The following is a 25874-nucleotide window of genomic DNA, read 5'->3' as shown; positions in this document are numbered from 1 at the left end:
GGGCGAACCTTGACACGATCTGGTGGTAAATCTGCTGACCAGTTCGCCCAGATGTCCGAGCGTCCGTGTTCACCCGGTTGGGCCAGTCGTGTCGGGTACCCACGGAGAGCGTTGGGCGAGAGCGCGCCCACGTGGGTCCGTTCTCAGTAACACACTGTGTAGGACATCGTCCGCGCGCCGACGATGTGAGGGTGCCTCGTCCGGGTCAATATCGGCCAGGAGCAGTGACGCAGGCCAGACCAGCGACAACACGTTCAGATCAGTAGCGTCGTCCCGCGCCCGGGTGACCAGCTTTCGGGCCATGGGACGGTCGGCTCCGGCGAGTGCCGCCGCCAGGACGATGTCCGACTTGATCCGGTGCCGTGTGCCGACGGCGTCCTCCGCGGCCCGCTCGGCGTGCGGCAGGGCGGCGCCGGGCCTGCCTGCGCACAGCTCGATCTCCGCGGCGACCCAGCAGCCACGTACCCGCGCCCGCCAGGTCGTGCGGGGTGCCCGGTCCCTGAGGCGCCTCGCCTCGTCGAGCCTGCCCACGCCGACGGCGTCGGCGGCGAGCCCGAGCAGCGCGTCGGCGCGGGCGTCGTCACCGGTGGCGTGCGCGAGGGCACGCGCGTCGAGCGGCCTGGCCGCCGCGTGGCCGCCGAGCTGGCGGCGGTGGGCGGCGAGTGTGGCGGCGGCCAGTGCGCCGAGGTCGTCGGTGCGCCGGAGGAGAGGGGTGAGGAGCGTGGCGGCACGCGCGTACCGGCCCTGGGCCCCGAGCACGACGGCGGCGAGCCACCTCGGCTCCGGTTCGACCGGGTCGGCGGTCACGGCCAGGTCGGGACGACTCCCGAACGCCGCGTCTTCGAGCGTGGTCACAGCTCCCCCGATGCTGGTTGGGGAACGCCTCCGGCCCCCGGTGTCAAGCCTACCGACGCCCACCGACAGTTTCGGCGCGTTACGGTTCCGCGCCATGCGACCCCGACATGCGATCCCCACCCTCGCGCTCCTGGCGGTCCTGCCGGTCGCCGCCTGCACCTCCTCGGTGCCGACCACGGAGGAGCGCCTCGTCTACCTCAGACAGGTCGCCCAGCAGGGCGCCGAGACCGGACAGCTGCTCCGCGACCAGGACGCTCCCCGGATCGACAAGGAGCGGTGCGGCAGGGCGTTCGCGGGCCTCACCCGACCGGACGACTACCCGAGCGACGAGCCCGACGGCGGCGTGTCGAAGGAGTGGGCGGACCAGATCCGCGAGTTCTTCGTCGACTCGTGCGTGTCCGGCAGGGCGAAGGCCGCGCCGGGCGAGTCCGACGAGACGACGACCACCACGACCGTGACCACCACGACGTCGACGTCCCCCACCACCACGACCACGACCGGCTCGACGACGACCACGACGACCACGACGACCACGACGACCACCGACGGGACGGCCACCACGACGACCGTGCCGTGACGCTCAGCGCGTGACGCCGACCAGGGTCTCTATCCGGTGCAGTGCGTCGGACAGGTCGTCGAGGCGGTCGACGCGGTCCGGCAGCTCGGTCGCGAACCAGCCCGGCCCGCACGCGAAGAGGCGCACGCGCTGCCGGGTCCTCGGCACCTCCTCGAACACCTCCGCGTCGGCGTGCCGGGGAAGCTGTGCCCAGACGGCGACGGCGGCGGGCCCGGTCCTGCGGACCGCGGAGGCGAGCGCCGCGGTCGGCAGGGCGGCGCCGAGCATCTGCGTGCCGATCCCGTCCCTGGCCAGCGCCGCACGCAGTACATAGAGGGGCAGCGAGTGCTGCTCGTCCGGCGCGCAGCACAGCAGCACCGGGCGTGGGTTGCGTGGCGTGGCCACCACCGGGGTCGCGCCGATCATGGCCGCCAGCGCGCACTCGTGGACGAAGTGCTCGATCTCGACGCACTCGCCGGCCAGTTCCCACCTGCTGGCGAGCGCGGCGAGGACCGGTCGGACCACGCCGTCCCACACCGCCACGACGCCGAGCGCCTCGATGCCGTCGCTGATGAGCCGCTGGGCGGCGACCGCGTCCATGGCCATCGCGGCACGGGAAAGACCGAGCACCGAGGACGACCGGGTGCTGAACTCGCGGAACAGGGACGCGCCGCCGTCACTCGGCGCGACGATCGCCGGTTCGGGTGGCGCGGACGTGCGCAGCGCGTACCCTGCCGCCTCGGCCGGTGTCGCGCCACGCAGGAGGACCTGCTGCATCACCTCGAGCCGCGCGATGTCGTCGTGGGTGTACCGGCGGTGCCGACCGGTCGTGTGAGCGCGCGGCCCCATGCCGTATCTGCGGTCCCACGTGCGCAAAGTCGCCGGCGCCACCCCCAGCCTGCGTGCCACGGCCGCGACCGGCAGCGTCTCGTCCTCAGCGTCGATCAGGGGGACTCGGAAGTGATCGCCCACTGATCTCTCTTTCGTCGCCACCCTCCCATCGTCGGGTGATCACGGGGCTGCGGCAACTGGATCGACGAACACGCAGCGTGGAGGCGGTTCACCGATCGGTTGAATCCCCTGACCAATGAGTCGATCACTCTTGAACAAGCTTTGGCGCGGTTCTAGCGTTGGTCCCGCTGCACCGAATGGAGTAGCCGGTCAGTGCGAACAGCCGGCGAGGGAGGCGGTCACCATGGCAGACACTCGGAGGCTCCCCGGGCCCAACGCGGACGTGTGGGACTGGCAGCTCGATGGGTCCTGCCGCGGCATGGACAGTGCGTTCTTTTTCCACCCCGACGGTGAGCGCGGCCCGGCGCGGGCCCGGCGCGAGGCACGAGCGAAGGCGATCTGCCAGGCGTGTCCCGTGTTGGAGATGTGCCGTCGTCACGCGCTCGCGGTGCACGAGCCGTACGGGATCTGGGGTGGCCTCTCCGAGGGTGAGCGGGAGGCCATCATCAAGGTGGAGAAGCGCACGCTAGCCGTGGCCACGTAGACAGGACGGCCAGGAACGAACGAACGCCGCGTCCGGTGGGGGACGCGGCGTTCGTCGTAGGCGGGGTCAGAAACCAGGACCGTGGCCGTGGCCATGTCCGTGGCCGTGACCGGCGGCCTCGGGCTCCTCTTCCTTCTTCTCCACGACCGAGGCCTCGGTCGTGAGCACCATGCGTGCGATGGACGCCGCGTTGGTGACCGCCGAGCGCGTGACCTTGACCGGGTCGACGACGCCGTCGGCGGCGAGGTCGCCGTAGGTCAGCTTCGCCGCGTTGAGGCCGTGGCCCCAATCCAGCTCGCGGACCTTGGACACGACGACCGGGCCCTCGAGCCCGGCGTTGTTCGCGATCCACACGAGCGGCGCGGCCAGCGCCTCGTGGACCAGCCGGATACCCGTGGCGACGTCACCGGAGTGCTCGTCGGCCAGGGCGGTCAGCTCCTTGGCCACGTGGATCAGCGACGAGCCGCCGCCGGGGACGATGCCCTCCTCGACCGCGGCCTTGGTGGCGGCGACCGCGTCCTCGATGCGGTGCTTGCGCTCCGACAGCTCGGTCTCGGTTGCGGCACCGACCTTGATCACCGCGACGCCGCCGGACAGCTTGGCCAGCCGCTCCTGCAGCTTCTCGCGGTCCCAGTCGGAGTCGGTCGCGTCGATCTCGCGGCGGATCTGCTCCGCACGCGCGGCCACGGCGTCCTTCGTGCCGCCACCGTCGACGAGGGTGGTCTCGTCCTTGGTGACGACCACGCGCCGAGCGGTGCCCAGCACGTCGAGGTCGGCCTCGGACAGCTTCATGCCGACGTCCGAGGAGATCACGGTGCCACCGGTGACGGTCGCGAGGTCGTCGAGGAACGCCTTGCGGCGGTCGCCGAAGTACGGCGCCTTGACGGCGACCGCGCGGATCGTCTTGCGCATCGCGTTGACCGCGAGCGTGGACAGCGCCTCGCCGTCGACGTCCTCGGCGACGATCAGCACGGGCTTGGAGGCCCCCACGATCTTCTCGAGGATGGGCAGCAGGTCGTTGAGGGAGGAGATCTTCTCCCGGTACAGGAGGACGTAGGTGTCCTCGAGCACGGCCTCCTGGGCCTCGGGGTCGGTGACGAAGTACGCCGAGACGAAGCCCTTGTCGAACTGGACGCCCTCGGTGATGACGAGCTCGGTGGCCATCGTGGAGGACTCCTCCACGGTGATCACGCCGTCGTCACCGACCTTCTCGATGGCCTCGCCGAGCAGCGCGCCGATCGAGGCGTCACGCGAGGCGACGGTGCCGACCTGGGCGATGTTGTCGCGCCCCTTGACGGGCGTGGCCTTGGCCTTGAGGGCCTCGACGACCGCGTCGGCGGCGAGCTGGATGCCCTGGCCGAGCGCCATCGGGTTGGCGCCCGCGGCGACGTTCCGGACGCCGACCCGAACCATCGCCTGAGCGAGAACGGTGGCGGTCGTCGTGCCGTCACCGGCGATGTCGTTGGTCTTGGTGGCGACGTTCTTGGCGAACTGCGCGCCGAGGTTCTCGAAGGGGTCGTCCAGCTCGATCTCCCGAGCGATGGTGACACCATCGTTGGTGACGGTCGGCCCACCGAACTTCTTGGCGAGGACGACGTGCCGGCCGCGTGGGCCGAGCGTGACCTTCACCGCGTCGGCGAGCTTGTTCACCCCCCGCTCGAGCGCACGACGAGCGTCCTCGTCGTAGCTGATCTGCTTGGGCATGTTCTACCTTTCTTGCACACAGCGCCCCGGCCGCCCCGTTTCGGGGTACCGGGGCGCTGTGAGTTAGCCGGAACGCGTCAGTTGACGACAGCCAGCACGTCGCGGGCGGAGAGGATCAAGTAGTCCTCGCCGTTGTACTTGACCTCGGTGCCGCCGTACTTGGAGTAGATGACGACGTCACCCACACTCACGTCCAGCGGGACGCGGTTGCCGTTGTCGTCCACCCGGCCCGGGCCAACGGCCAGAACCTTGCCCTCCTGGGGCTTCTCCTTGGCGGTGTCCGGGATCACGAGACCGGAGGCAGTAGTGGCCTCGGCCTCGCTCGCCTGGACAACGATCTTGTCCTCGAGCGGCTTGATGTTCACGCTCACCGCGATGACCTCCACGGGTCGTTTCGAAAGCGTTGGCAGTTACCTGTGTTGCTTGCGGCTCCTGCCACCCCGCCGTCGCGGGGGTCGGGGCGGTGTCGGTGCCGTGCTGTTGGCACTCTACCCACGGGACTGCTAAAGCTGCAACGAGGGTCCCCGTTCGGGGTGGTCGGGTCGTCACAGGGCGAGCAGACCCGCCTCTGTAGGCCGGAATCCACAGCTGTCGAGATAGAACGGCCGCAGGCGCTCCTCGAAGTCGACGTGGAGCCAGTCGCATCCGGCGGCGCTCGCGTTTCTCGCGGCGTGCGTGACGAGCTGTTGCCCGACTCCCTGCCGCCGCGCCGTGGCGGCGACCACGGTGTCGAGGATGAACGCGTGGACGGCGCCGTCCCACGCCACGTTCACGAAACCGACGAGCACGCCCGATCGCCGCGCGCAGACCCAGCCGAGACTGTGGCGGTTGACCCGCGTCCACCAGTCGTCGTCGAGGACGTCGTGCGCGAAGCCCTCGGCGTGCAGGACGTTGACCTCGGCGTTGTCGAAGGCGCCTCGCCACTGGTAGTCGATCACGCCTCAGGCTAGGCACCCGGTGTCAACCCGCTACCGACGGCTTGGTGACGTGGCCGGACAGGATCTCCTCCGTCGCACGGCGCACCCCTGTCGCCACTTGGAGCCACGCGTCGTCGGCGTCCCGCCACGCGCTGATCGGGCGCAGGTCTGTTGGCAGTCCCTGGAACCTCCCGATGGGCAGGTTGGCGTGGTCGACGGACTTGACGTGCACGGGGAGGATGCGGAGCCCGTCGTCCGCGTGGCGCCGCATGGCCACGGGCAGCTCACGTTCGAAGCAGTGCGCCGACGCGACGAAGTTCGGCGTGACGAGGAGGATCACGATGTCGGCGGTCGCCAGCTCCCGCTGGATGTCCCGCTCCCAGTCCGCACCCGCCGCGATGGTCCGGTCACTCCAGACCTCGATCAGCCCGGCACGCACGAGCGGCGCCAGGTGAACGTCGAGCCGTTTCCGGTACCGCTCGTCGACCCTCGCGTAGGACACGAACACCCGACAGGGCCGCGCTTCGGCGGGGATTGTCGACGCCCATTCGTTCCCCGTACCGCCAATTGCCTGCATAGCGCCGCCCTCCCGACACGTTTCCGAACATTGTCATACATCTGTACTAAAATTCCCGACAACTGCCTCGACGACGTCCGCCACCACTTCTGTGTACAACCCATATTAAGAGAGTTAGCATCGACGTCCAGCAGCTACGCCTAGCACTACTTAAAGGATGTCGAGTCAGACTTAACACGCGAGGCGCATGCGCCGACAAGTAAAACACGTGCGACAGGAGGCGGTGAAGTGATCAAGAGAGAAGTCAAGCTGGAGACAATGCTCAACAGCCTGATCGAACGCGGTGGGTATAGCCGGAATCGTCAGCCCATTCTTGATTCCATTAGCGTAACGGCGGCCGCGCTGTCCCAGTACAGCCGCGGCCGGACCAGACCTGGCTTCGACAAGCTCTTGGCCCTCGCGGACTTCTTCGGTGTCAGTCTCGACTACCTCGTCTATGGCGAACAGACCGCCACTCCTGTCAACCGCGATTCCGTGGCCGACTACGTCGAGCAGGCTGTCATCGACGTGCGTATGCGCGCCAACCGACACACAGAGTTGGTCGCTCGTATCGGCCGCTTACTCATGGACCGCGTCGAGGCGGTAGCACGGGAAGTAGTCGACACGCGATCAGCAGGCATGGAAGGTTTGGTCCACGACGCCGAGACAGTCCGCATGGAGCGTTACTGCCTGCGGGCCGACATCCTGACCGCCAACCTTGATCCAAATATCTCTATCAGAGATGTCGACATCATCGAGCCCGGCCAATTTTTCCATGTCGTGATCAGCAATATCATCCGAGGTTGCACTTAGAGCTCCTAACAGAGTTGCAGGTTGATCATTCGGCGGAAGCAGATGATGGCGCATCCGAGGCGGAGGAATGCTTCGTGGATGTCGTCGCGGATCTCCCATCGGATGCGTAACCGTCGGAACCAGTGCAGCAGGGCGAACGTTTGCTCGACGACCCAGCGGTATTTGCCCAGCCCGGAGCCGTGTGCGACACCTCGGCGGGCGATGACCGGTGTGACACCGACCGCTTGGACCTGTTTGCGGTACTTGTCGTGGTCGTAGGCGCGGTCGGCGAACACCGTGTCTGGTCGTCGTCGCGGCCGGCCACGACGGCCGCGTACCGGCGGAACGGCTTCGATCAAGGGCATGAGTTGGGTGACGTCGTTGCGGTTGCCGCCGGTCAGCGAGACCTGTAGCGGGATGCCGTGCCCTTCGGTGATCAGGTGGTGTTTCGAGCCGGGTCGGGCACGGTCGACCGGGCTCGGCCCGGTTTTGGGCCGCCCTTCATGGCCCGCAGGTGCGAGCCGTCGATCACCGCCCTCGACCAGTCCAACTGTCCCGCGGCGTTCAGCTCGGCCAACAGGTTCTCGTGCAGGCGTTGCCAGACTCCGGCCTCGTTCCAGTCCCGCAGCCGCCGCCAGCAGGTCATACCCGACCGAAACCCAGCTCCTGCGGCAGGAACTCCCACGGAATCCCGGTGTAGAGGACGAACAAGATGCCGCACAGAGCTTTGCGGTCATCCAACCGAGGACGACCCGGCCGGTCACTACGTCGAGGCACGACGACCGGCAACAACGGCTCGACCCGCGCCCAAAGCTCGTCGGACACGATCCACGGCGGCTGCTCACCCTTCCTCACGACCATGATCAACGTGCAGGGAGACCAACTTGTTCCAAGATCAATATTGTTAGGAGTTCTTAGGGCGGCTGCGGTGCATGCGGCCGGGTCGTCGGTGTAGGACCGCTTGGCGCGGGGCGATCTGTGCTCGGATCGGTGCAATATCTGGGCTCGGCTTCCAGCCCATGATCCACATCAGCCCGGTGGGTCTCCGTCTTCGGTCATCCACATGTGGGCGAGGGTGTGCCGCCACCGGTGCGCGTGCACGTGCGTCCCAGCGAGCGGGCGCGTCGGCCGAGCATGAGCCCGATCGCGTTGCCGTCCGGCTGGGTCGGGCCGCAGTTGCGTCCGACAGGCGCAGCTTCTCTGGTGCCCCGCTTTCCTTGGCGAGCACCCGCAGGTGCCGGGCGAGCGCCTGCGTGGTCTTCGCACCGAACGGGATCGCCCGGCCGCGGCGACCCTTGCCGACCACGTTGCCGACGGGCAGGTCGAAGTCGACGTCGTCGACCGTGAGGGCGGCGATCTCGCCCAGGCGGCCGCCGGTGTCGAGGAGCAGGCGGATGATCGGGGCGTCACGGCCGTTGCAGGTGTCGAGGAGCGAGCCAATGAGGTCGTCGCGGACGATTTGGGACGGGCTGTTCGGGGACGATCGCGCGGTGATCTTGGCCATCGGATTGACGGTGATCTCGTCCTCGCGGACGAGTCGGCCGAAGCAGGCGCGCAAGGATCGGTGTGGGTGTGCGCGTTGCCTGCGCTGGTGCGTTCGATGACGTCGGCGATGAAGGCCCGGATGTGGTCGGGGGACGTCGCCGAGTTCGACGGGGTCGGGCTGGTGGCAGTCGAGGCAGGTGCGGAGATGGTTGACGGCGGTGAGGTAGATGCGGATGGAGTTGGGGGATTAGACACGCCGGATGTCGGGGGTGGTGATAGTGGGCGCATGCAACAGTTGGTGTGTCACTGGGCGATGCGCTAACGAACGGCGCCGACTGGCGGGCGTTGCTGCTGGTCAGACGTGTTGGTGCCCCCGGCAGGATCACCAAAGGATGGGACCTGGGCTGGCCAGCGCTTTTCGGGGGGCACGTTGGTTGTGAAGGCCGAATTCGCGGTAGCGGCTCCTGCTGGATCGCGTTCTAGTCGGGGTTGATCACCGGCACTTCAGCCGAGTTCAGCCAGGACCAGATCGCTTGCAGCACGCAATGGACCGGACAGTTCCCCGGCGCACTCAGCGAGGGGATGCGCCGCGGTCGTCGCCACCCACTCCGCGACTTTGACCGCATGACGTACGCGATCGGCGGCGAACCTGCGCGATCCGCTGGGCGAGGACCGATCGACCTTTCTCGGCACGTGGCCGGCGACGAAGACAGCACGGGTCAGTGCGAACGCCTGATACGCGGACTCGACGTCTGCCGCATCAAGCGAGGTGTGACCAAACTCCTGTAGATATGCCTGGCACAACCCGGCCCGCAGCGACCAGGCGTCCGGCCCGAGCGGCACCAGTGCGTGATCTTCGATGAACTGAGCGACTTCGTAGAGCAGGGGAAGGTCCTCTTCACCTTCGAGGTCCAGGGCTACGATTTGGCTCGTAGGCGTTACCAGCCAGTTCTCTGCGTGGGCGTCCCTGCGTGCGACCGCCGGCAAGATGTGCGGCACGGCGCTCACCACCATGGCACCGAGGTGATTCGGGTCCGGCACGCCGATCCGATCGCCGTACTCGGTGACGACGGATTGCACCGCGGCCCAGTGGTCACCGCGCGCTCGAGCGGTCTCGGTCTCCAACCAGCCGTGGATCCGTGCGAGATAGCGGACAACCCTGGGTACGTGCCGCGTCACTTTCTCCGGGAATTGCGCGGCGAACTCGGCGAGACTTGTTCCTTTGGCGCGTCTGGTCACGTATACCGTGTCCGCGTCGCCGGGAGCGACCAGTGGCACCTCGGTGAGAGACTCCGGCACCACCATCCAGTCCGGTGCACGCGTTGCGGCCAGATGCCTCTTCAACGAGGTGGTCCGCTGGCGTTCGATGGCGGCGTCCGCGCGAGTCGTGGGCTTCAGCACCAACGTGGCGGACATAAGCCGATGCGGGTCGTCCAGCACGAACGTCTCCGACCGTCCACCCAGGACCTTCTGTCGGAACTCCTGGGTCTCGATCGCGAGCCGTGCCGCCTGTGCGAGAAGTGCCGGCACGTCTTTGCGTTCACCGCTGTGGTCGACCTTGCGGAGCGGAGCATCTGTCTCCGAAAGCAGCTGAGCGAGTTGCATGAATGGCCACGGCCACAATGAGGTGATCTCAGCAAGATCGTCTCGGGTGCGCGCGGCGTGAAGCGCGTCGGTGGCGGGGTTGGCTCTGTTGGTGTTGGGAGCCGGTGAGATGTGGGCGGGGAGCTCCTGGTAGGACTGGATTTGCGAAGCATCGACGGCCAAGCAGTGCCGAGCCGCCGAGATCGAGTGGACAGACTGTCGGCAACGTGTCCATTGACCTCCGGGGCGCCGTATCATCCAGTCATGGCGTCGGTGACGAGAGCAAGGCGCAACCGCCCCACGCGCGAGGAAATCGTGCGCCGGCTCGTCGAGGCCGTGGAGAACGAGCTGAGCACGGGCACGCCCTACACGGAGATCTCCGTGCAGCGCATCGCCGAGCAGGCCAGGATTGCGCGATCCACGTTCTACCTGCACTTTCCCGACAAGAGCCGGCTGCTGATCACAGTGGCCGACGAGGCGCTGCAGGGACTGTTCGACGCGGCGACCGCGTGGTGGGCGGCCGATCACGCGGACGGCCCGGCCGGTGTGGAGCGTGCCATGACGGCGATGCTGCGGGTGTACCGCGCCCATCCGAAGGTGCTGCCCGCACTGGCCGAGGTCTCCTGCTACGACTACGAGGTCGCGTCCTACTGGCTCGGCAAGGTCGGTGCGTTCGTCGACACCGAGCAGCGCAGGCTGGAGAAGGAGCAGCGCGCGGGTACCGTCAGCGTGGATCTCGACTGCGCCAACACGGCCCGCCTCCTCGCGGCCATGGTGGAGCGCACGATCTCCCTGCACTGCGCCGCCTCCGGCCCAGAGGCGGATCCGGCGGTGGCGAAGGCGCTGGCACGCTCGATCTGGCTGACCATCTACGGCTGAGCGGATCGGACCGCTGCCGTCACGGCCGGTGCATGTGCTGCCACAGCTGGGGCCACGGCTCCTTGGGCGCACCGCACAACCACACCGGTACGCCCTGGTTCGCGACGGTCGCGTTGATGTCGAGGCGGACGGTGTTCACCTGCCGCACCTCGCCGAAGAACCGCGCCAGGGTGCCCCGGTCGCCGCCCGCGTACAGCACAAGGCGGGTGTCCTCGGGCGGCGCGCCCGCGTACCAGTACCCGCGTTCGGGGCCGTAGGCCGCGGGCAGTCCCCGGTCCGCCCCGTACACGGCCAGCGCGCTGGCCTGCCAGTAATTGTCGCCCACCACCACCGTGTGCGCGCGGTCCTCCGGGCGCAGCTCCCGATAGGACTCCGCCACGGTGTCCGCCAGGCTCGGCCACCCGTAGCTGCCGCTGCCGACGAAGTCCACCAACCCGACGCCGGTGAAGCCGGTGGCCGGCCGGACCGGCAGGGCCAGGTATACCGCCAGCGGTACGGACAGCGCGTACACCGGCCATGTCGGCACCCAGCGCCACCAGCGTGCCGGCGGTCGTCGTTCGAGGCGGACGGCCGAGGCGGCGAACAGGACCGCGTACAGCCCGGCGACGTAGTAGTAGCGGCTCGCCGTGAGCAGGAAGAACAGGGTCACCACGACGGTCGCCCAGCCGAAGAGCCGGAACGCACGCAGTTCGGGATCGCGCAGCAGCACCACCAGCCCGTGGCAGCACAGGAACGCGCCGACGGGCAGCCCGGCCATCAGCACCGCGAGCGGCACCATCCCGGCCGTGCCGCCGAGGAGCCGGTCGTTCTGCTCGGCGACGACCGCGTTCATGAGCAGGTAGGGCCAGTCGTGCCGGGCCTGCCAGACCAGGGTCGGCAGGGTGACGAGAACGGTCACCGCGCCGCCCACCCACAGCGCCGGGCGGCGCCACAGCGTCCGGGGACCGGCGAGCAGGGCTCCGGCGACCAGACCGATCCACAGGAAGGCGATCAGGAACTTGCCCTGCATGGCGACGGCGGTGACCAGGCAGGCGCACAGCAGCAGCCGGTCGGCACGGGTCCGCACCCACCGGGCCGCGAGCCAGCAGACGAGCACCCAGCAGAAAGGATCCACAGTGGACGTGGCGAGCAGGTGACCGGAGGCCAGCAATTGAAAGGACAGGGCGTACGCCGCGGCGGTCATGACCTGTGCCCGCGCGCCGCCGCCGAACTCCCTCGCGATCGCCGCCGCGAGCACGACCCCGGCGACCGTGAGCAGCATGGGCAGTACCCGGAGCGCCACTACCGAACCCGGCGCGACGGTGTCCGACAGCCGGGCCAGCAACGGGAGCAGCCACGGGTTGTCGGCGTAACCCCAGGCGGGGTGGTACTTCGCCGAGGCCAGGAAGTAGAGCTCGTCACCGAAGTAGCCGAACTTGCCGCTCACCGCGAGCAGGACCGCGCCGGTCGCGGCCGCGACGCCCAGCACGGGCAGGCGCGCGAACCGTCGCGGCGGCGTGCCGTCCGTGGTGGCCGGAGCCGCCGGGGACAGCACGCCGATCGGTTCCCGCATGTCAGAAACTCCTTTCGACATAGCGGATCCGGCACGCCGACCGCTGGATCTTGCCGCTGGACGTGCGTGGTAGCCCACCGGGTCCGATGAGGACCACGTCCCGCAGCGCCAAGCCGTGCCGCTGCGAGACCGATGCCCGGACCACCGCCGCGACGTCGGCCACGTCGAGGTCCCCGGCCGCCAGCTGTCTGGCCCGTTCCGCCACGACCACGACCTGCTCGCCCTCGTCGCCGGGGACGGAGAACGCCGCGACCGCGTGCCTGCGGACGGCGGGGTGCGCCTGCTCGACGGTGTACTCGAGGTCCTGCGGGTAGTGGTTGTGCCCGTCGACGATGATCAGGTCCTTCTGCCTGCCGGTGATGTACAGGTCCCCGTCCACCAGCACACCGAGGTCACCGGTGCGCAGCCAGCCGGGCCGCTCCGGCCACGGCTCGACGATGCCGCCCTCGGCGTCGCGGAGCTGCGCGGCGAACACGTGCCTGGTGTCCTCCTCCCTGCCCCAGTAGCCGACGCCGACGTTCGGGCCGCTCACCCAGATCTCGCCGACGTGACCGCTCGGCACCGTGGTTGCGGTCTTCGGGTCGACGATCCGGATCTCCTGCCCGACGGCCTGCCCGGCGGACACCAGCGTCAACGCGGAGCCGACGCCGGGTGCCACCACCTCGGCCCGGCCCGCGGCCAGGGCGGTCCGGTCGAGACTCACCCTGGCGGGTGGGGACCCCGCGGAGGACACCGAGACCAGCACGACGGCCTCGGCCAGCCCGTAGGTGTGCCGGTGCATCCTCGGGTGGAGCCCGCAGTCGGCGAACGCTTCATAGAAAGTGTCCAGTGTGGACGGCAGGACCGGCTCGCTGCCGTCGCCGAGGGCGACGACGTGGTCCAGCCGCAGTGCCGCACGTTCCGCCTCGGTGGTCCGGGAGGCGGTGTAGCCGTAAGCGAAGTTGGGTGCGGCGGTGACCACCGGCCCCCGCGTCGCGGCCAGCCGCTCGAGCCACCGCCGTGGCCGGGCCAGGAACGCGAGCGGGTCCATCAGGGTTGCCGGGAACCCGCCGTGGACCGGGGAGACGAGGCCGAGGACGAGTCCCATGTCGTGGAAGAGCGGCAGCCAGCTGACGGACGTGGTCAGTGCCTGCTCACACCCGTAGGAAGCCATGCCCTGACGGGCGTTCGCGACGACGTTCGCGTGCGTGATCATCACCCCGGCCGGTGCGCGGGTCGATCCCGACGTGTACTGAAGGTAGGCGATGTCGTCCGGCCGCAGCGGGACCGGGTCGTAGTCGTGGCCGGACACCAGTGGCACCACGTCGACCGCGACGATCCGGGGCCCGGACAGCCCCCGGCGCGTCAGGAAGCGCTCGATCGCGTCCCCGTGCCGCCGGGCGGTGAGCACGAGCGACGGCGCGCAGTCGGTGAGCACCGCGGCGAGCCGTTCGTCGTGTCCTGGCAGGGGAGTCGGTTCGAACAACGGGACGGCGACCAGACCGGCACGCAGTGCCCCCAGGAAGGCGACGACGTAGTCGAGCGACTGGTCGACCAGCACCGCGACGCGGTCGCCGCGGACCGCGCGCCGCTGGCACCAGGCGGCGACCGCGTCCACCCGCGCGTCCAGCGTTCGCCACGTCATCGACGTCGCCATGCCGGCGTCGCGGACGCGGTAGTCCACGAAGGTCACCGCGCACCTGTCGCCCTGCGTGCGCGCCCAGTGGCGAAGCGCGTCGGACAGGGTCGGGTGGCCGGCGTCCTCGGTGACGTCGGCTCGCCGGGTGGGTTCGGATGTCTCGGGACTCGTTGTCATGGCGTCCTCCTAGATGCCCATGCCGCTCGCCAGCACCGGCCACGACCGGTGGAGGGCGAACTGCCAGTACGGCCAGGTGTGTGTGCCGGCCCCGTAGAGGTCGATCGTGGCGGGGATGTTCCGCGCGCGAAGCCTGTCGACGAACAACAGCGTGTTCACCAGCGCGTTGCTTTCGATCAGGGCGCCGACGGCCGGTGGTATCAAGCCGGTGTCCAGCGGGCCGGGCACCCCGTTGCCGCACGAGACGTAGAGCTGCGTTCCCCGCAGACTGTCCACTTTGAGCGCCGGGTTGTGGTCCTCCCAGCGTGCCCGCTGCAGGAGTGGGTCACCCCAGAGCCCGCCCCAGAGCGGGAACCCCTGTGCGACCAGGTTCGCCTGCGTCACCTCGGGGATGCCCGGGGCGAGGACGTCGATCGCACCGCTGTAGGCCGCGGCGGCGCCGAACATCCCGGGATAGCGGCTCGCGTACTCCATCGCCCCGTAGGCGCCCATCGAGAGCCCGGCGATCGCGCGGCGGGTACCGGCGCCGTAGCCCCGTTCCAGGATCTGCCTCACCTCGGTCATGTGAAACGTCGCCCAACTCGGGCTGCCGTACAGCCCGAAGTTCCACCAGTCGCTGTACATGCCGATCCGGCCGGCGGTCGGCATCACGATCAGCGCCGGCTTGTCCTCGGTGAACTGTTCGACGTCGGTGTACTCCGTCCAGGCCTTGTAGTCCGCGATGTCACAGCAGCCATGCAGCAGGTACAGCACCGGCCACGTCCGGCCGTCGCCCTTCGACCAGCCCTGTGGCGTCAGCAACCGGACGAGGCCGGGGGTGATGCCGAGTGCGGGTGACCGGATCTCCAGGTCGATCGTCCGTGCGTCGATCCGTGTCTCCCGCACCACCCACGCGCCGTCGTCGGCCGTCGCGTCCGCGCGGGGCGTCGCGCCCGCACCGGGAACGGGCAGCACGGCGCCGGCCAGCAGGGCCGCGACGAGTGCTCCCGCCGTGCGGCGGCGCAGTGTTCCGTGTCGGCTCATCGGTCCTCAACTCCTCGGTTCGAAAAGCGCGGCGGAGACGCGGTCCGCGATCACCGCGACGTGGGGCGGGTCGATCACCGTGATGTGGTCGCCGTGCACGCGCACGACTTCCAGGTCGGGGCAGAACTCGTGCCAGCCGAGCGTGTCGTCGGTGCGCAGGTAGCGCGGGTCGAGCGTGGTGGTCAGCGGGTGCGGGTCCTTCGCGCGGAAGAGCAGCACCGGTCCGGGGTACGTCGTGGGGGTGTGGCTTTCCGCGATCCGGGCGTCCACATAGGACGTCCGCTGGTGTTCGAGCACCGCATCGCCCATCGTCGCCACCCGCTCCCGCAGCCGCCGCAGGACGACGTCGTCGCGCTCGGCCTCGGACATCCCGGCCAGCTCGTCCGCCGTCAGCCCGAGCCCGATCTGGTAGGTCTCCTCGACGTAGTCGACGAACCGGCGCAGGCGGGTGTGCAGGACCTCGTCGTGCGCACGATCCGCCACGGGCAGCGGGATTATCGTGTCGATCAGGAACAGCAGGGCGACCTCGCCGCCGGCCGCGGTGAGCTGCCGGGCGGTCTCGAGGGCCAGTAGCCCTCCGAAGGACCAGCCACCGAGCCGGTAGGGGCCTTCGGGTTGCCGCAGGCGGATCATCTCGGCGTACCAGGCGGCCTTCGCCTCCACCGTCCCGAGCTCGTCGACGCGTTCCATGCCGTAGACGGTCACGCCCGCGCGCAACGACCGGACCAGCGGCCGGTAGGCCGCGGTGGGGCTGCCCGCGGCGTGGAACAGGAACAGCGCCGGGCCGCTCCCGTCTCCGGCGAGCACCCGCACCGGCCCGTCGCCGCGGCCTTCCAGCTCCGCCCGGACGACATTCGCCATCCCGGCGATGGTCGGTTCGGCGAACAGCTCCCCGGCCGCGACGTCACGCCCCAGCTCCGCGGCGACCTCGGCACACAGCCGCCCGGCCGTCGTGTCGTCCGCGCCGGTCGCGGAGAAGGGCACGTCGACCGCGACGTCCGCACCTTCACCGAGCACGGCGCGCCACCGCAGGGCGACCCAGCGTTCGGCGAGGTCGCGGGGGTGGGGTCCCCGCCTCTCGCCGCGAGTGTCCACGGCACGCGGGAGCAGCCGGCCGACGAGCTGGTCGGCGAGGTCGGCCAGGCTGGCACCCCGCAGCAGCGCCGGCAGCGGGAGCGACGTGCCGAAGTCGCGCTCGATCGCGGCACGGGCCCGCATCGCCAGCAGTGAGTCGAGCCCGAGCGCCGTCAACGGGGTGTGCGGGTCGAGCAGCCCGGCGTCCCGCCACATCATCTCGGCCACCACCGAGCGCAGGTGGTCGAGGACGACGGCCCGCGCGTGCTCCGGATCCCGCGTGGTGAGTGCGTGCAGGGCGGCGGCGTCGAACGCGGGCCGGCTGGTGCGGTCGGGGCCGACGAGCGAGGTGAAGAACGGACGTGCGGACAGCCCGGGGAAGAGTTCGAGCACGGTCTCCGCGTTCATCCTGGTGATCGACGTCTCGCCGCGCCCCGAGGCGAGCACCGCGGACAAGGCGGCGAGCCCCTCGCCCGGCGGCATCGGTTCGAGGATCGGGTTGCGCCGTCCCACGGCACCGCCGACCGCGCCCCAGGGACCCCACTGGATCGTCGTCCCGGGCAGTCCCCGTGCGCGCCGCCACGCGGTGAACGCGTCGAGCCACGCGTTCGCGGTCGCGTAGGCGGCCTGGCCGGGCGACCCGAACAAGGCCGCCGCGGAGGAGAACGCCAGCCACCAGTCCAGCTCCTGCCCCGCGCACGCCTCGTGCAGGCGAAGGGCGCCCTCGGTCTTCGGACGCCACACGGTGGCCAGGTCGCCCGGTTCCAGTGCGAGCACCGCGCCGTCCGCGAGGACCCCGGCGGCGTGCAGGACGCCACGCAGTGGGACACCGTCCGCGACGGCTCCCCGCACGGCACGCTCCGCGACACCGGGCGTGGCTACGTCGCCCAGCACCACGACCACCTCGGTGCCGCCGTCGCTGAGCTCACCGATCACCTCTTCCGCCGCGGCCAGCGGTCCCCCGCGGCCCAGCAGGACGATCCGGGTGGCGCCGCGCTCGGCCAGCCACCGCGCCGCGAGCAGGCCCAGCCCGCCGAGGCCGCCGGAGATCAGGTAGGCGCCGTCGCGGACGACCGGCACCGGGTCCTCGGCCGCGGACAGGACGGCACGGGTCAGCTCGCGGGTGTGACGCCGGTGTGCCCGCCACGCGCACTCGTCGTCGGGCGCGTCCGCCAGCAGCTCACGGACCAGGTCCTCGTCGGCGTCGACGTCGATCCAGCTCGCCCGTAGTTCGGGATGTTCGTAGGCCAGCACCCGGACCAGCCCGCGCAACGCCGCGCCGCCGGGCCGGCCCGGCTCGGCGGTGATCACGGCGGCGTCCCGGGTCGCGAGCCACAGGCGAGGCGGGGTGCCGCCGAGCCCGACCAGCTCGCGGACGACGTCCGCGGCGGCGAGCACGAGGTCCATCGACTCGCGTGGCCCGGCCGGACCGTCTCCCGCCAGGAGCACGACGCCGCTCACGTCGCGGGCCGCGACGAGCGAGGCGAGCTCGGCGCGACGGCCGAGCGGGACCGGCAGTGCCTCGTGTCCCAGCTCGGCGAGCCGGCCCGCGACCGCGGCGGCCCGGGCCTCGGCGTCGTGCACCAGAACCCACGTCCCCGCCGTGACCGCCGTGACCGGCGGTTCGCGAGGAACCCATTCGGCCTGGTAGGCCACCCGTTCCGGGGTGAACGGCAGGTCGGCCCGGCGCACGCTCGCCACCCGGACCCCGTCGAGTTCGGCGAGGACCACGCCGGTGTCGTCGAGCAGGTGGAGGACGCCGGACCCGCCGGTCGCCGAGGCGGCCGCCCGCGTGGCCAGGCGGGGGTCTCCGGTGACGCGGACCCGGCCGAACCGCTCCGGGAGCCAGACCCCGTCACCTGGATCGCCGGCCACCGACGTCAGCAGCCGTAGGCCGGCGTCACCGAGAGCCGGGTGCAGGACGAACCGCGGGTGGCCTGCGCCGGCGGGTGACACGACGCCGGCGACGATCGCGGCGGCGTCCACTTCGGACGGTGCGGCCCGGAGGACGACCGCCGTGGCCGTCGCGTGCGGCACCCATTCCCCGCCGCGGTTGGCCAGCACGGACAGCCTGACCTCCTCGCCAGGACCGCGGTCCGCCGACACGCAGACCGGGGTGCGCTCCGCCAGTGGCAGGGCCTCGTGCAGCACCACGTCCCTGAGCTCCGGATTTCGCCGGTGCGGCAGGATTTCCGTGGCCGCCGCGAGCAGCAGCTCGAGAGTGCCCGCGGCGGGTAGGACCGGGACGCCGTGCACGGGGTGGTCCGCGAGCCACGGGTGCGCGGCAAGGCCGACGTCGCCGTGCCACAGCCAGAGGGCGGTGCCAGGGACCTCGGTTCGCCCGCCGAGGAACGGGTGGTGTCCGGACCGACCGGCGGCGACGGGCGGCGCCCAGTACGTCCGGTGTTCCCACACGGGCGGCGGCAGGTCGACGACAACCCGGTCCGGGTACCGGCGCCGCACGATCTCGGGGTGACCGCAGACGTGCAGTGCGGCCAGGGCGGTGGCGAAGCCGTCGGAGGTGCCGTCCGGGTCACGGCGCAGGCTGGGCACCACGGCGACGCCGGTGCTGCCCAGCGAGGCGGCGGTCTGCTCGATCGCGACGCCCGTGATCGGGTGCGGCGAGATCTCGACGAACAAGCGGTGCCCGTCGCCGAGGGCCGCGGCGACGGCGTGCGTGAACCGCACCGGACGGCGCAGGTTCCCGGCCCAGTACGCGGTGTCGAACGCCGGTGTCGCCCGCGGATCGTCCAGCACCGTCGAGTACCAGGCCGTGGTGGGCGTACCGGCCGCCAGCAGGCCCACCGACTCCCGGAAGCGGTCGAGCAGCGGCTCCACCGCGGCCGAATGCCCGGCGCCGCCGACCGGCAGGACCCTGGCCAGTCCGCCGCCCGCCGCGACGTGTGCCACGAGCGCCGCCACCTGGTCGGGAGGGCCGCAGACGGTGCACTGGGACGGCGACGCGTACACCGCGACGGTCACGGCGGGGAATCGGCGGCCGAGGTCGCGCAGCTCGTCCGGCGCGAGGTCCACCGCGGCCATGGCACCCGCCCCGGCCGTGTCGAGTTCGCCGAGCAGTGCGGCGCGGGCCGCCATCACGCGCAGACCGTCCTCGGGCGCCAGCGCCCCGACCGCGACGGCGGCGGCGACCTCGCCCATCGAGTGCCCGATGACCGCGGCGGGCCGCACGCCGTAACCGCGCCACAGCTCCGTGAGCGCGACCTGCGTGCCGAAGAGGGCCAGCTGACGGGTGGCCAGCGCACCGGTGTCCGCCGTGCCGTCGAGCAGCGCGGACAGCTCGACGCCTGCGACCGCCGCGAAGGGGGGATCCAGCTCCGACACCGCCCCGGCGAACGCGGGCTCCTCCTCGATCAGCCGCTCACCCATCGCCTGCCACTGGGAACCGTGACCGGAGAACACGAACACCGGAGCGGCTGCGTCCCCGCCTCCCGTCCGCACCGACGGGTGCGGCCGTCCCGAGCCCAGTTCGGACAGCCGGTCCCGCAACTCGGTGAGGTCGCGCGCGGTGATCGCGGCGCGCACCGGCGCCTGGTCCTGGCCGTGCGCCAGTGCCGCCGCGACCTCGCCGACGCCCGGCCCGTCGCCAAGGCCTTCCGCCAGCGCGCGGGCCCGGGCCCGCAGCCGGGGCTCCGAGCGCGCCGAAAGGGTCACCAGCTCCGGACGCGTGCGCGCCGGACCGCCGCGGTGGCGGAGGTCCGGCCACTCCTCCAGCACGACGTGGGCGTTCGTCCCACCGAACCCGAACGACGACACCCCTGCCCTGGCGACGCCCGCGTAGCGCGGCCAGTCGGTGTTCGCGGTCACGACCCGGAGCCGGCCAGCCGCGAAGTCGATGTGCGGACTGGGGGTGGTGTGGTGCCGGCTTGCCGGGATCCGCCCGTTCCGCAGGCTCAGCACGACCTTGATGAACCCGGCCATGCCCGCCGCGCCCTCCAGGTGCCCGATGTTGCCCTTCACCGAGCCGACCAGCAGCGGGCGCTCCGGTTTTCGTCCCGCGCCGAACACCGTGGCCAGCGCCCCGGCCTCGATCGGGTCGCCGAGCGGCGTCCCGGTGCCGTGGGCCTCCACGTAGTCCAGCGCGCGAACCGACACCCCGGCCTTGGCGTACGCCCTGGTGAGCAGCCTCCGCTGGGCGTCGGGGTGCGGGGCGGTGAGCCCGTTCGACCGGCCGTCGGAGTTGACCCCGCTGCCCAGGACGACCGCCAGGATCCGGTCACCGGCCTCCTGCGCGTCGGCGAGGCGCTTCATGACCACGACACCGCAGCCCTCGCCGCGCACGATCCCGTCCGCGGCGGCGTCGAACGGCTTGCACCGGCCGTCGCCCGCGAGCACACCGGCACGCGCGAAGTTCGCGGTGACCGACGGCGACAACAGCACGTTGACACCGCCGACGATCGCGGCGGACGCCTCGCCGTCGGCCAGGGCACGCACGGCGAGGTGCACCGCGACCAGCGACGACGAGCACGCGGTGTCGACGGTGATGCTGGGGCCGTGCGCACCGAGCGCGTAGGACACCCGGTTGGCGGCTATCGACGCGGCGGCACCGGTGCCCGACCAGGCGTCGACACGGTCCGGATCGGACATCGTCAGCTGGCCGTACTCCGTGGCGGACAGGCCGGCGAACACTCCGCAGTCGCTGCCGCGCAACGACTCCGCGGGAATACCCGCGTCGGCGAGCGCCTCCCAGGTGAGTTCCAGCAGCAGGCGCTGCTGCGGATCCATCACCTCGGCCTCGTGCGGACCGATCCCGAAGAACTCGGCGTCGAATCCGGCCACGTCGTCCAGGAAGGCGCCGTGGCGCGGCAGATCCGTCGTGGCGGCCGGCGGGGCGAACCGTTCCCACCGCCCGGCCGGCACCGTGCCGATGGCGTCGCCGCCATCGGTCAGCATCGACCAGAACGTCCGGGGACCGGATGCGCCGGGGAACCGGCAGGCGACACCGACCACCGCGACCGGTTCGTCCCGCGGGACGACCGGCTCCGAGGAGGAGTCGGGCGTCCCGGGCGGCGCGGCGAGCGACCCGGCCAGTTCCGCGATCGTGGGCGCGGTCCACACTAGGGTGCTCGGCAGCTCGCGGCCGAGGAGTTCGCCGATCTCCGCGGCAAGCGCGGTCGCGTCCCGCGACGACACGCCGAACTCGTGCAGCGGCCGGTCGAGCTCGTGCTCACCGACCGGCCTTCCGACGAGGTCGCGGAGCCGCCCGGCGAGCCAGGTTCGCCACCGCCGCTCGTCTTCCGGCGCGTTCGCTCCGTAGCCGCTCGATCCAGTGTTCATGGTCTCTCGCATTCCTGGGACGACGTTGTCCGGACGTCGGTTCGCGCCGCGACCCCGCGCGGCGCGAGGACCACCAGCGCGACCGCGGCCGCGAGCAGGTGCACCACGGCGGCGAGCAGCAGCGCGGCCGTGTACCCGGCCGCGAGGGCGGGTCCGTCCTCCGCGCCGGACGCGAGCTCGCCCGCGCGGACGGTGGTGAGAACGACCCCGGTCAACCCGACCCCCAGCGCGCCCGCGAGCTCCTGGGCCGACAGCAGCACCCCGGACGCGGTCGCGGCGTCCTCCTCGGCGACCACGTCGAGGGCGTGGGCGGTGACCGGGGCCGTGAACGCCGCACCCACGCCGACCAGCAGGAGTCCGGCGAACCTGGGCGCCACCGCGGGCTCTGTGCCGACCAGCGCGACGGCCAGCAGCCCGGCGGCCACCACGAGAAAGCCGAGGCATACGCCGCGCGCCGGTCCCAGCGCGCGGGAGACCGGCGCGACGAACGGTGTCGTACCGACCAGCGCGACCGCCACCAGCACGAGCGGCGCCCCGGCGGCCTGCGGTGCCAGTCCGAGGAACCGCTGGTGCACCAGGGGAGTGAAGAACGCGATCCCGCTCATCCCGAGGCCCCACAGCACCATCAGCGCGTTCGCGCCGGCAAAGGTCCGGCGCGCGGGCGGCCGGAACAACGCGGCCGCGCGGCGCCGTACGGTGGTGCCGGCCCGGACCGGTTCCGGCCCCACGGCCAGGGCGACCAGTGCCGCCACGACCGCGAAGACCGGCAGGGTGCCGAGGAAGATCCAGCGCCAGTGCAGGTGCTCCGCGACCACCCCGCCGAGCAACGGCCCCAGCGCGAGCGCGCCGGCCAGCGCGGCCGTCCAGACCGCCACGGCGAGTGCTCGCCGTCGCGCGGGCAACCCGGTCCGGACGAGGCTGAGCGTGCCCGGCACCAGGAACGCCGCCGCGAAGCCCTGGACTCCCCGCGCCGCCAGGAGGGCACCCGAGGACCAGGCCAGTCCGCCGAGCAGCGCACCGGCAGCGAACAGTCCGCAGCCGGCGAACAGGACCCGGCGCCTGCCGAGCCGGTCGATCACCGCACCGGCCGGCAGCATCACCACCCCGTACGGCAGCAGGTACGCGATCCCGGCCCAGCCCAGGACGGCCAGCCCCAGCCCCAGCTCCCGGCCCATCGACGGCCCGGCCGACGCCACGACCGTGGTGTCCAGGGCCGCCACGAACGCGACCATGGCCACGATCGCCAAAACCGCGCGATCACCACGCATATTCGCGCTCACCCGCCAAAAGCAATGGACAATGACCGGGCGTCAGGCACCGGAGCGTCACGAAGTCTTCGTGCCACAAGGAAAACTCAGAGTCCACTAACGACCAAGACAAAGAGGACTTGACTTTTCCGTCGGCCTTTGGCAACAATTTCGAACCCGCGAAAAAATCCCAGGATCCCAGCCGCGCCGACCCGTTCGATGGGCGCTGCCGGCAAGGAGGAGCGGCATGTTCGAAGCCGATTCGCCCACCGAGACCAGCACCGCCGCGCGGATCTGCGACCTGAACGCGCGCCGGAACGACGCGGTGTCGACCGCCGAGAAGCACGCGGCCGACCGGCAGCACGCCAAGGGCAAGCTCACCGCCCGCGAGCGCATCGACCTGCTCGTCGATCCCGGGTCCTTCGTGGAGCTCGACCAGCTCGCCCGGCACCGCCACAAGGAGTTCGGCCTGGACGCGGACCGCCCCTACGGCGACGGGGTGGTCACCGGGCACGCACGGGTCGACGGCCGGCAGATCTGCCTGTTCTCCCAGGACTTCAGCGTGTTCGGCGGCAGTATGGGAGAAGTCTTCGGCGCGAAGGTCCTCAAGGTGATGGACCTGGCGCTCTCGATCGGCTGTCCCGTCGTCGGCATCAACGACTCCGGTGGCGCCCGGATCCAGGAAGGCGTCGTCTCCCTCGCCTACTTCGCCGAGCTCGCACGCCGGAACGTGCACTTCTCGGGTGTCGTCCCGCAGATCTCGATGATCATGGGTCCCTGCGCGGGGGGCGCCGTTTACACCCCGGCCATCACGGACTTCACCGTGATGGTCGAGGAAATCTCGCACATGTACATCACTGGTCCGCAGGTCGTGCACGCCGTCTCCGGCGAGCGGGTGAGCCCCCAGGACCTCGGCGGAGCCGCGACCAACACGACGGTGTCCGGCAACGCGCACCACCGGGCCGCGGACGAGGCCGACGCGATCGACTGGGTCAAGACCCTGCTGGGTTACCTGCCCTCGAACAACCTCGACACCGCTCCGCGGTTCGCCGATCCGAGCAGTCCCGGCCAGACGGCACGTGACCTGGAGCTCGACGCGCTGGTCCCCGACTCCCCGCAGCGGGCCTACGACATGACCGAGGTGATCGCCAGGATCGTCGACGAAGGGGAGTTCACCCAGGTGCACGGTGCGTTCGCACCCAACATGATCTGCGCCTTCGGCCGGGTCCGGGGCAGTTCGGTCGGCATCGTCGCCAACCAGCCGCGCCACCACGCCGGGGTGATCGACATCGACGCGTCCGAGAAGGCGGCGCGGTTCGTGCGGTTCTGCGACGCCTTCGGCATCCCGCTGCTCACCCTCGTCGACGTCCCGGGGTACCTGCCGGGCATCGCACAGGAGCGTGCCGGAATCATCCGCCGGGGCGCCAAGCTCCTCTACGCCTACGCGGAGGCCACTGTCCCGCAGGTGACGGTCGTGACCAGGAAGGCCTACGGCGGTGGCTACGCCGTGATGGGGTCCAAACACCTCGGAGCGGACGTCAATCTCGCCTGGCCCACCGCGGAGATCGCGGTCATGGGTGCGGAGGGCGCCGTGCGGATCCTGCACCGCCGTGAGCTCGCCGCGCTGGCCGAAGCGGACCGCCCGGCCGCGGAACGACGCCTCGCCGACCGGTACCGCGAACACCACGCCGACGTGTACTCCGCGGCCGACCGCGGCTACGTGGACGCGGTGATCGTGCCCGCCGAGACCCGGCTCCAGGTCGGGAACGCGTTCGATGCGTTGCGGAACAAGCGAAAGGTACTGCCGGCCAAGAAACACGGCAACATCCCGCTGTGAGGCGCACTCCACCATTGGCGTGCTCTCCTGGTAGAAGTGTTCTCGGATCGCCGAGACTGTGACTTGATCGCACAGTAGGGAGCGGTAACGGGGAGCGGCCATGCACGACGCGGACACTTCGGTGCGACTTACGGCCAACAGCAGGCGTGGCACTGCCAGCGCGGCGCTTCTGACCGAACTCGCCGGCGAACACGGCATGCCGATCGAACGCTGCCTGCGCGGCACCGGGCTGGGCAGCATGGACCTGACCGATCCGGACGCCGAGATCAGCGCCGGGCAGGAGCACGCGCTGATCGGCAACCTCGTCCGCGAACTGGCGCACGTGCCCGCCCTCGGGCTCACCGCAGGCCGGCGGTACCACCTGACGACCTACGGGCTGCTCGGTCTCGCGGCCATCAGCAGCGCGACGCTCGGCCAGGCGGTGGAGGTCGGCCTGAGCTACCTCGACCTCACCTTCATGTTCACCCCGTTCATGATCCAGCGCACCGAGCACGGCCTCCGCGCGACGCTGGACCAGCGCGCCCTGCCCGGGGACGCCGACCCGGACGTCTGCCGGTTCCTGGCCGAGCGCGAGATGGCCGCGACGGTCACGTTCGTCCGTGACCTGATCGGTCCCTGCCGTCCGATCAGCCACCTGGACTTCCAGCACCCCGAACCGTCCTACGGAGCCGTCTACCAGCGGTTGTTCGGCGTGCGCCCCGCCTTCGGCAGGCCCGTCACCGGCGGCGTCCTGACGGCGGAGGCGTTGAACACGCCACTGTTGCAGGCCGAACCGCACACCGCGGCGCTGTCCCGTCGCCACTGCGAGAGGCGCCGGACCGAACTGCGTCGTCCGGCACCCGTGGACCTGGCCCAGACCGTCCGCGACCGGCTGCACCGGGGAGTGGAGCGGGGCGAGGGGATCGCCACCCCGCGTCAGGTCGCCGCCGACCTCAACCTCGGCGAGCGCTCGTTGCGGCGCGCCCTGCACGCCGAGGGAACGTCGTTCAGCGTGCTCGCCACCGAGGTGGCGACGGCGCTCGCCCGCGCGATGCTGGCGGACGGGCACACGGTGGAGACGGTCGCCGACGCCCTCGGCTACGCGAGCACGTCCGGGTTCAGCCACGCCTTCAAGCGCTGGACCGGCGCGACCCCAGGCACCTTCCACTAACCGACATCGCTGTTGGCCTCGGCCGACACGACGCCACGGAAGAGACTGGACCCGAGTGCGTCGACCCTCATGTCCATC

General features: G+C 70.9%; 19 protein-coding genes and 1 pseudogene. 6 read left to right on the top strand and 14 right to left on the bottom strand.

Annotated features, from left to right (window positions below):
• Positions 1–69: 69 nt before the first annotated feature.
• Positions 70–855, bottom strand: coding sequence for a tetratricopeptide repeat protein (locus CLV71_RS37735; protein ID WP_133907712.1), 786 nt, complete (start codon positions 853–855; stop codon positions 70–72).
• Between the two features lie 94 nt (positions 856–949).
• Here CLV71_RS37735 and CLV71_RS37730 point away from each other — a divergent pair, with 94 nt between their 5' ends.
• The gene (locus CLV71_RS37730; protein ID WP_166664418.1) at positions 950–1432 is read left to right on the top strand and encodes a hypothetical protein; all 483 of its coding nucleotides are present in this window, start codon (positions 950–952) and stop codon (positions 1430–1432) included.
• A 3-nt stretch (positions 1433–1435) separates the two neighbouring features.
• Here the strand turns inward: CLV71_RS37730 and CLV71_RS37725 are convergent, their stop codons facing one another.
• Positions 1436–2383, bottom strand: coding sequence for a MerR family transcriptional regulator (locus tag CLV71_RS37725; protein ID WP_243867154.1), 948 nt, complete (start codon positions 2381–2383; stop codon positions 1436–1438).
• A gap of 223 nt (positions 2384–2606) precedes the next feature.
• Between CLV71_RS37725 and CLV71_RS37720 the strand changes: the two genes are divergently transcribed.
• The gene (locus CLV71_RS37720) at positions 2607–2906 is read left to right on the top strand and encodes a WhiB family transcriptional regulator (protein WP_133907711.1); all 300 of its coding nucleotides are present in this window, start codon (positions 2607–2609) and stop codon (positions 2904–2906) included.
• 66 nt (positions 2907–2972) lie between these two features.
• Here CLV71_RS37720 and groL read toward each other — a convergent pair whose 3' ends face one another.
• The 4 genes from groL to CLV71_RS37700 all read right to left on the bottom strand — a co-directional run bounded on the left by groL (position 2973) and on the right by CLV71_RS37700 (position 6029).
• Positions 2973–4610 (bottom strand): chaperonin GroEL, encoded by a 1638-nt coding sequence (groL, locus tag CLV71_RS37715; protein ID WP_133907710.1) that lies wholly within the window; start codon positions 4608–4610, stop codon positions 2973–2975.
• Positions 4611–4687: 77 nt separating this feature from the next.
• The gene (gene groES, locus CLV71_RS37710) at positions 4688–4981 is read right to left on the bottom strand and encodes a co-chaperone GroES (RefSeq protein WP_133907709.1); all 294 of its coding nucleotides are present in this window, start codon (positions 4979–4981) and stop codon (positions 4688–4690) included.
• A gap of 174 nt (positions 4982–5155) precedes the next feature.
• Positions 5156–5548, bottom strand: coding sequence for a GNAT family N-acetyltransferase (locus tag CLV71_RS37705; RefSeq protein WP_133907708.1), 393 nt, complete (start codon positions 5546–5548; stop codon positions 5156–5158).
• Between the two features lie 22 nt (positions 5549–5570).
• The gene (locus CLV71_RS37700; protein WP_166664417.1) at positions 5571–6029 is read right to left on the bottom strand and encodes a toll/interleukin-1 receptor domain-containing protein; all 459 of its coding nucleotides are present in this window, start codon (positions 6027–6029) and stop codon (positions 5571–5573) included.
• A gap of 303 nt (positions 6030–6332) precedes the next feature.
• Between CLV71_RS37700 and CLV71_RS37695 the strand changes: the two genes are divergently transcribed.
• A complete protein-coding gene (locus CLV71_RS37695; RefSeq protein WP_208297951.1) occupies positions 6333–6896 on the top strand; it encodes a helix-turn-helix domain-containing protein in 564 nt (187 codons plus the stop codon).
• 5 nt (positions 6897–6901) lie between these two features.
• On the opposite strand, the pseudogene CLV71_RS37690 reads toward CLV71_RS37695, so the two are convergent.
• The 3 genes and pseudogenes from CLV71_RS37690 to CLV71_RS37680 all read right to left on the bottom strand — a co-directional run bounded on the left by CLV71_RS37690 (position 6902) and on the right by CLV71_RS37680 (position 10127).
• A pseudogene (locus CLV71_RS37690) lies at positions 6902–7736 on the bottom strand (IS5 family transposase).
• A gap of 43 nt (positions 7737–7779) precedes the next feature.
• Entirely contained in the window at positions 7780–8379 is a 600-nt protein-coding gene (locus CLV71_RS50800) for a site-specific integrase (protein WP_133907706.1), read from the bottom strand.
• Between the two features lie 485 nt (positions 8380–8864).
• Complete coding sequence (locus CLV71_RS37680) at positions 8865–10127, bottom strand: hypothetical protein (RefSeq protein ID WP_133907705.1); 1263 nt, start codon at positions 10125–10127, stop codon at positions 8865–8867.
• An 81-nt stretch (positions 10128–10208) separates the two neighbouring features.
• Between CLV71_RS37680 and CLV71_RS37675 the strand changes: the two genes are divergently transcribed.
• Entirely contained in the window at positions 10209–10823 is a 615-nt protein-coding gene (locus tag CLV71_RS37675) for a TetR/AcrR family transcriptional regulator (protein ID WP_133907704.1), read from the top strand.
• 19 nt (positions 10824–10842) lie between these two features.
• Here CLV71_RS37675 and CLV71_RS37670 read toward each other — a convergent pair whose 3' ends face one another.
• The 5 genes from CLV71_RS37670 to CLV71_RS37650 are packed head-to-tail and all read right to left on the bottom strand — an operon-like array spanning position 10843 to position 22830.
• On the bottom strand, positions 10843–12375 hold the full coding sequence (locus tag CLV71_RS37670) for an ArnT family glycosyltransferase (protein ID WP_166664416.1): 1533 nt from the start codon (positions 12373–12375) through the stop codon (positions 10843–10845).
• A gap of 1 nt (position 12376) precedes the next feature.
• Positions 12377–14170 (bottom strand): fatty acyl-AMP ligase, encoded by a 1794-nt coding sequence (locus tag CLV71_RS37665; protein WP_133907702.1) that lies wholly within the window; start codon positions 14168–14170, stop codon positions 12377–12379.
• A gap of 9 nt (positions 14171–14179) precedes the next feature.
• A complete protein-coding gene (locus CLV71_RS37660) occupies positions 14180–15193 on the bottom strand; it encodes an alpha/beta hydrolase (RefSeq protein ID WP_133907701.1) in 1014 nt (337 codons plus the stop codon).
• A gap of 6 nt (positions 15194–15199) precedes the next feature.
• Positions 15200–21562 (bottom strand): type I polyketide synthase, encoded by a 6363-nt coding sequence (locus tag CLV71_RS37655; protein WP_133907700.1) that lies wholly within the window; start codon positions 21560–21562, stop codon positions 15200–15202.
• Positions 21559–22830: an MFS transporter gene (locus CLV71_RS37650; protein ID WP_133907699.1), complete on the bottom strand. Its 1272-nt coding sequence runs from the start codon at positions 22828–22830 to the stop codon at positions 21559–21561. The genes CLV71_RS37655 and CLV71_RS37650 overlap by 4 nt, the downstream gene beginning before the upstream one ends.
• 226 nt (positions 22831–23056) lie before the next feature.
• On the opposite strand from CLV71_RS37650, the gene CLV71_RS37645 reads away from it, so the two are divergent.
• Positions 23057–24646, top strand: coding sequence for an acyl-CoA carboxylase subunit beta (locus CLV71_RS37645; RefSeq protein WP_133907698.1), 1590 nt, complete (start codon positions 23057–23059; stop codon positions 24644–24646).
• A gap of 100 nt (positions 24647–24746) precedes the next feature.
• Positions 24747–25796 (top strand): AraC family transcriptional regulator, encoded by a 1050-nt coding sequence (locus tag CLV71_RS37640; protein WP_133907697.1) that lies wholly within the window; start codon positions 24747–24749, stop codon positions 25794–25796.
• The last annotated feature ends 78 nt before the right edge of the window (positions 25797–25874 follow it).

This window comes from Actinophytocola oryzae (assembly GCF_004364325.1).
Classification (GTDB): Bacteria; Actinomycetota; Actinomycetes; order Mycobacteriales; family Pseudonocardiaceae; genus Actinophytocola; species Actinophytocola oryzae.
Note: the sequence above shows the minus strand (reverse complement) of the source record. Positions and strands in the feature narration are given on the sequence as shown.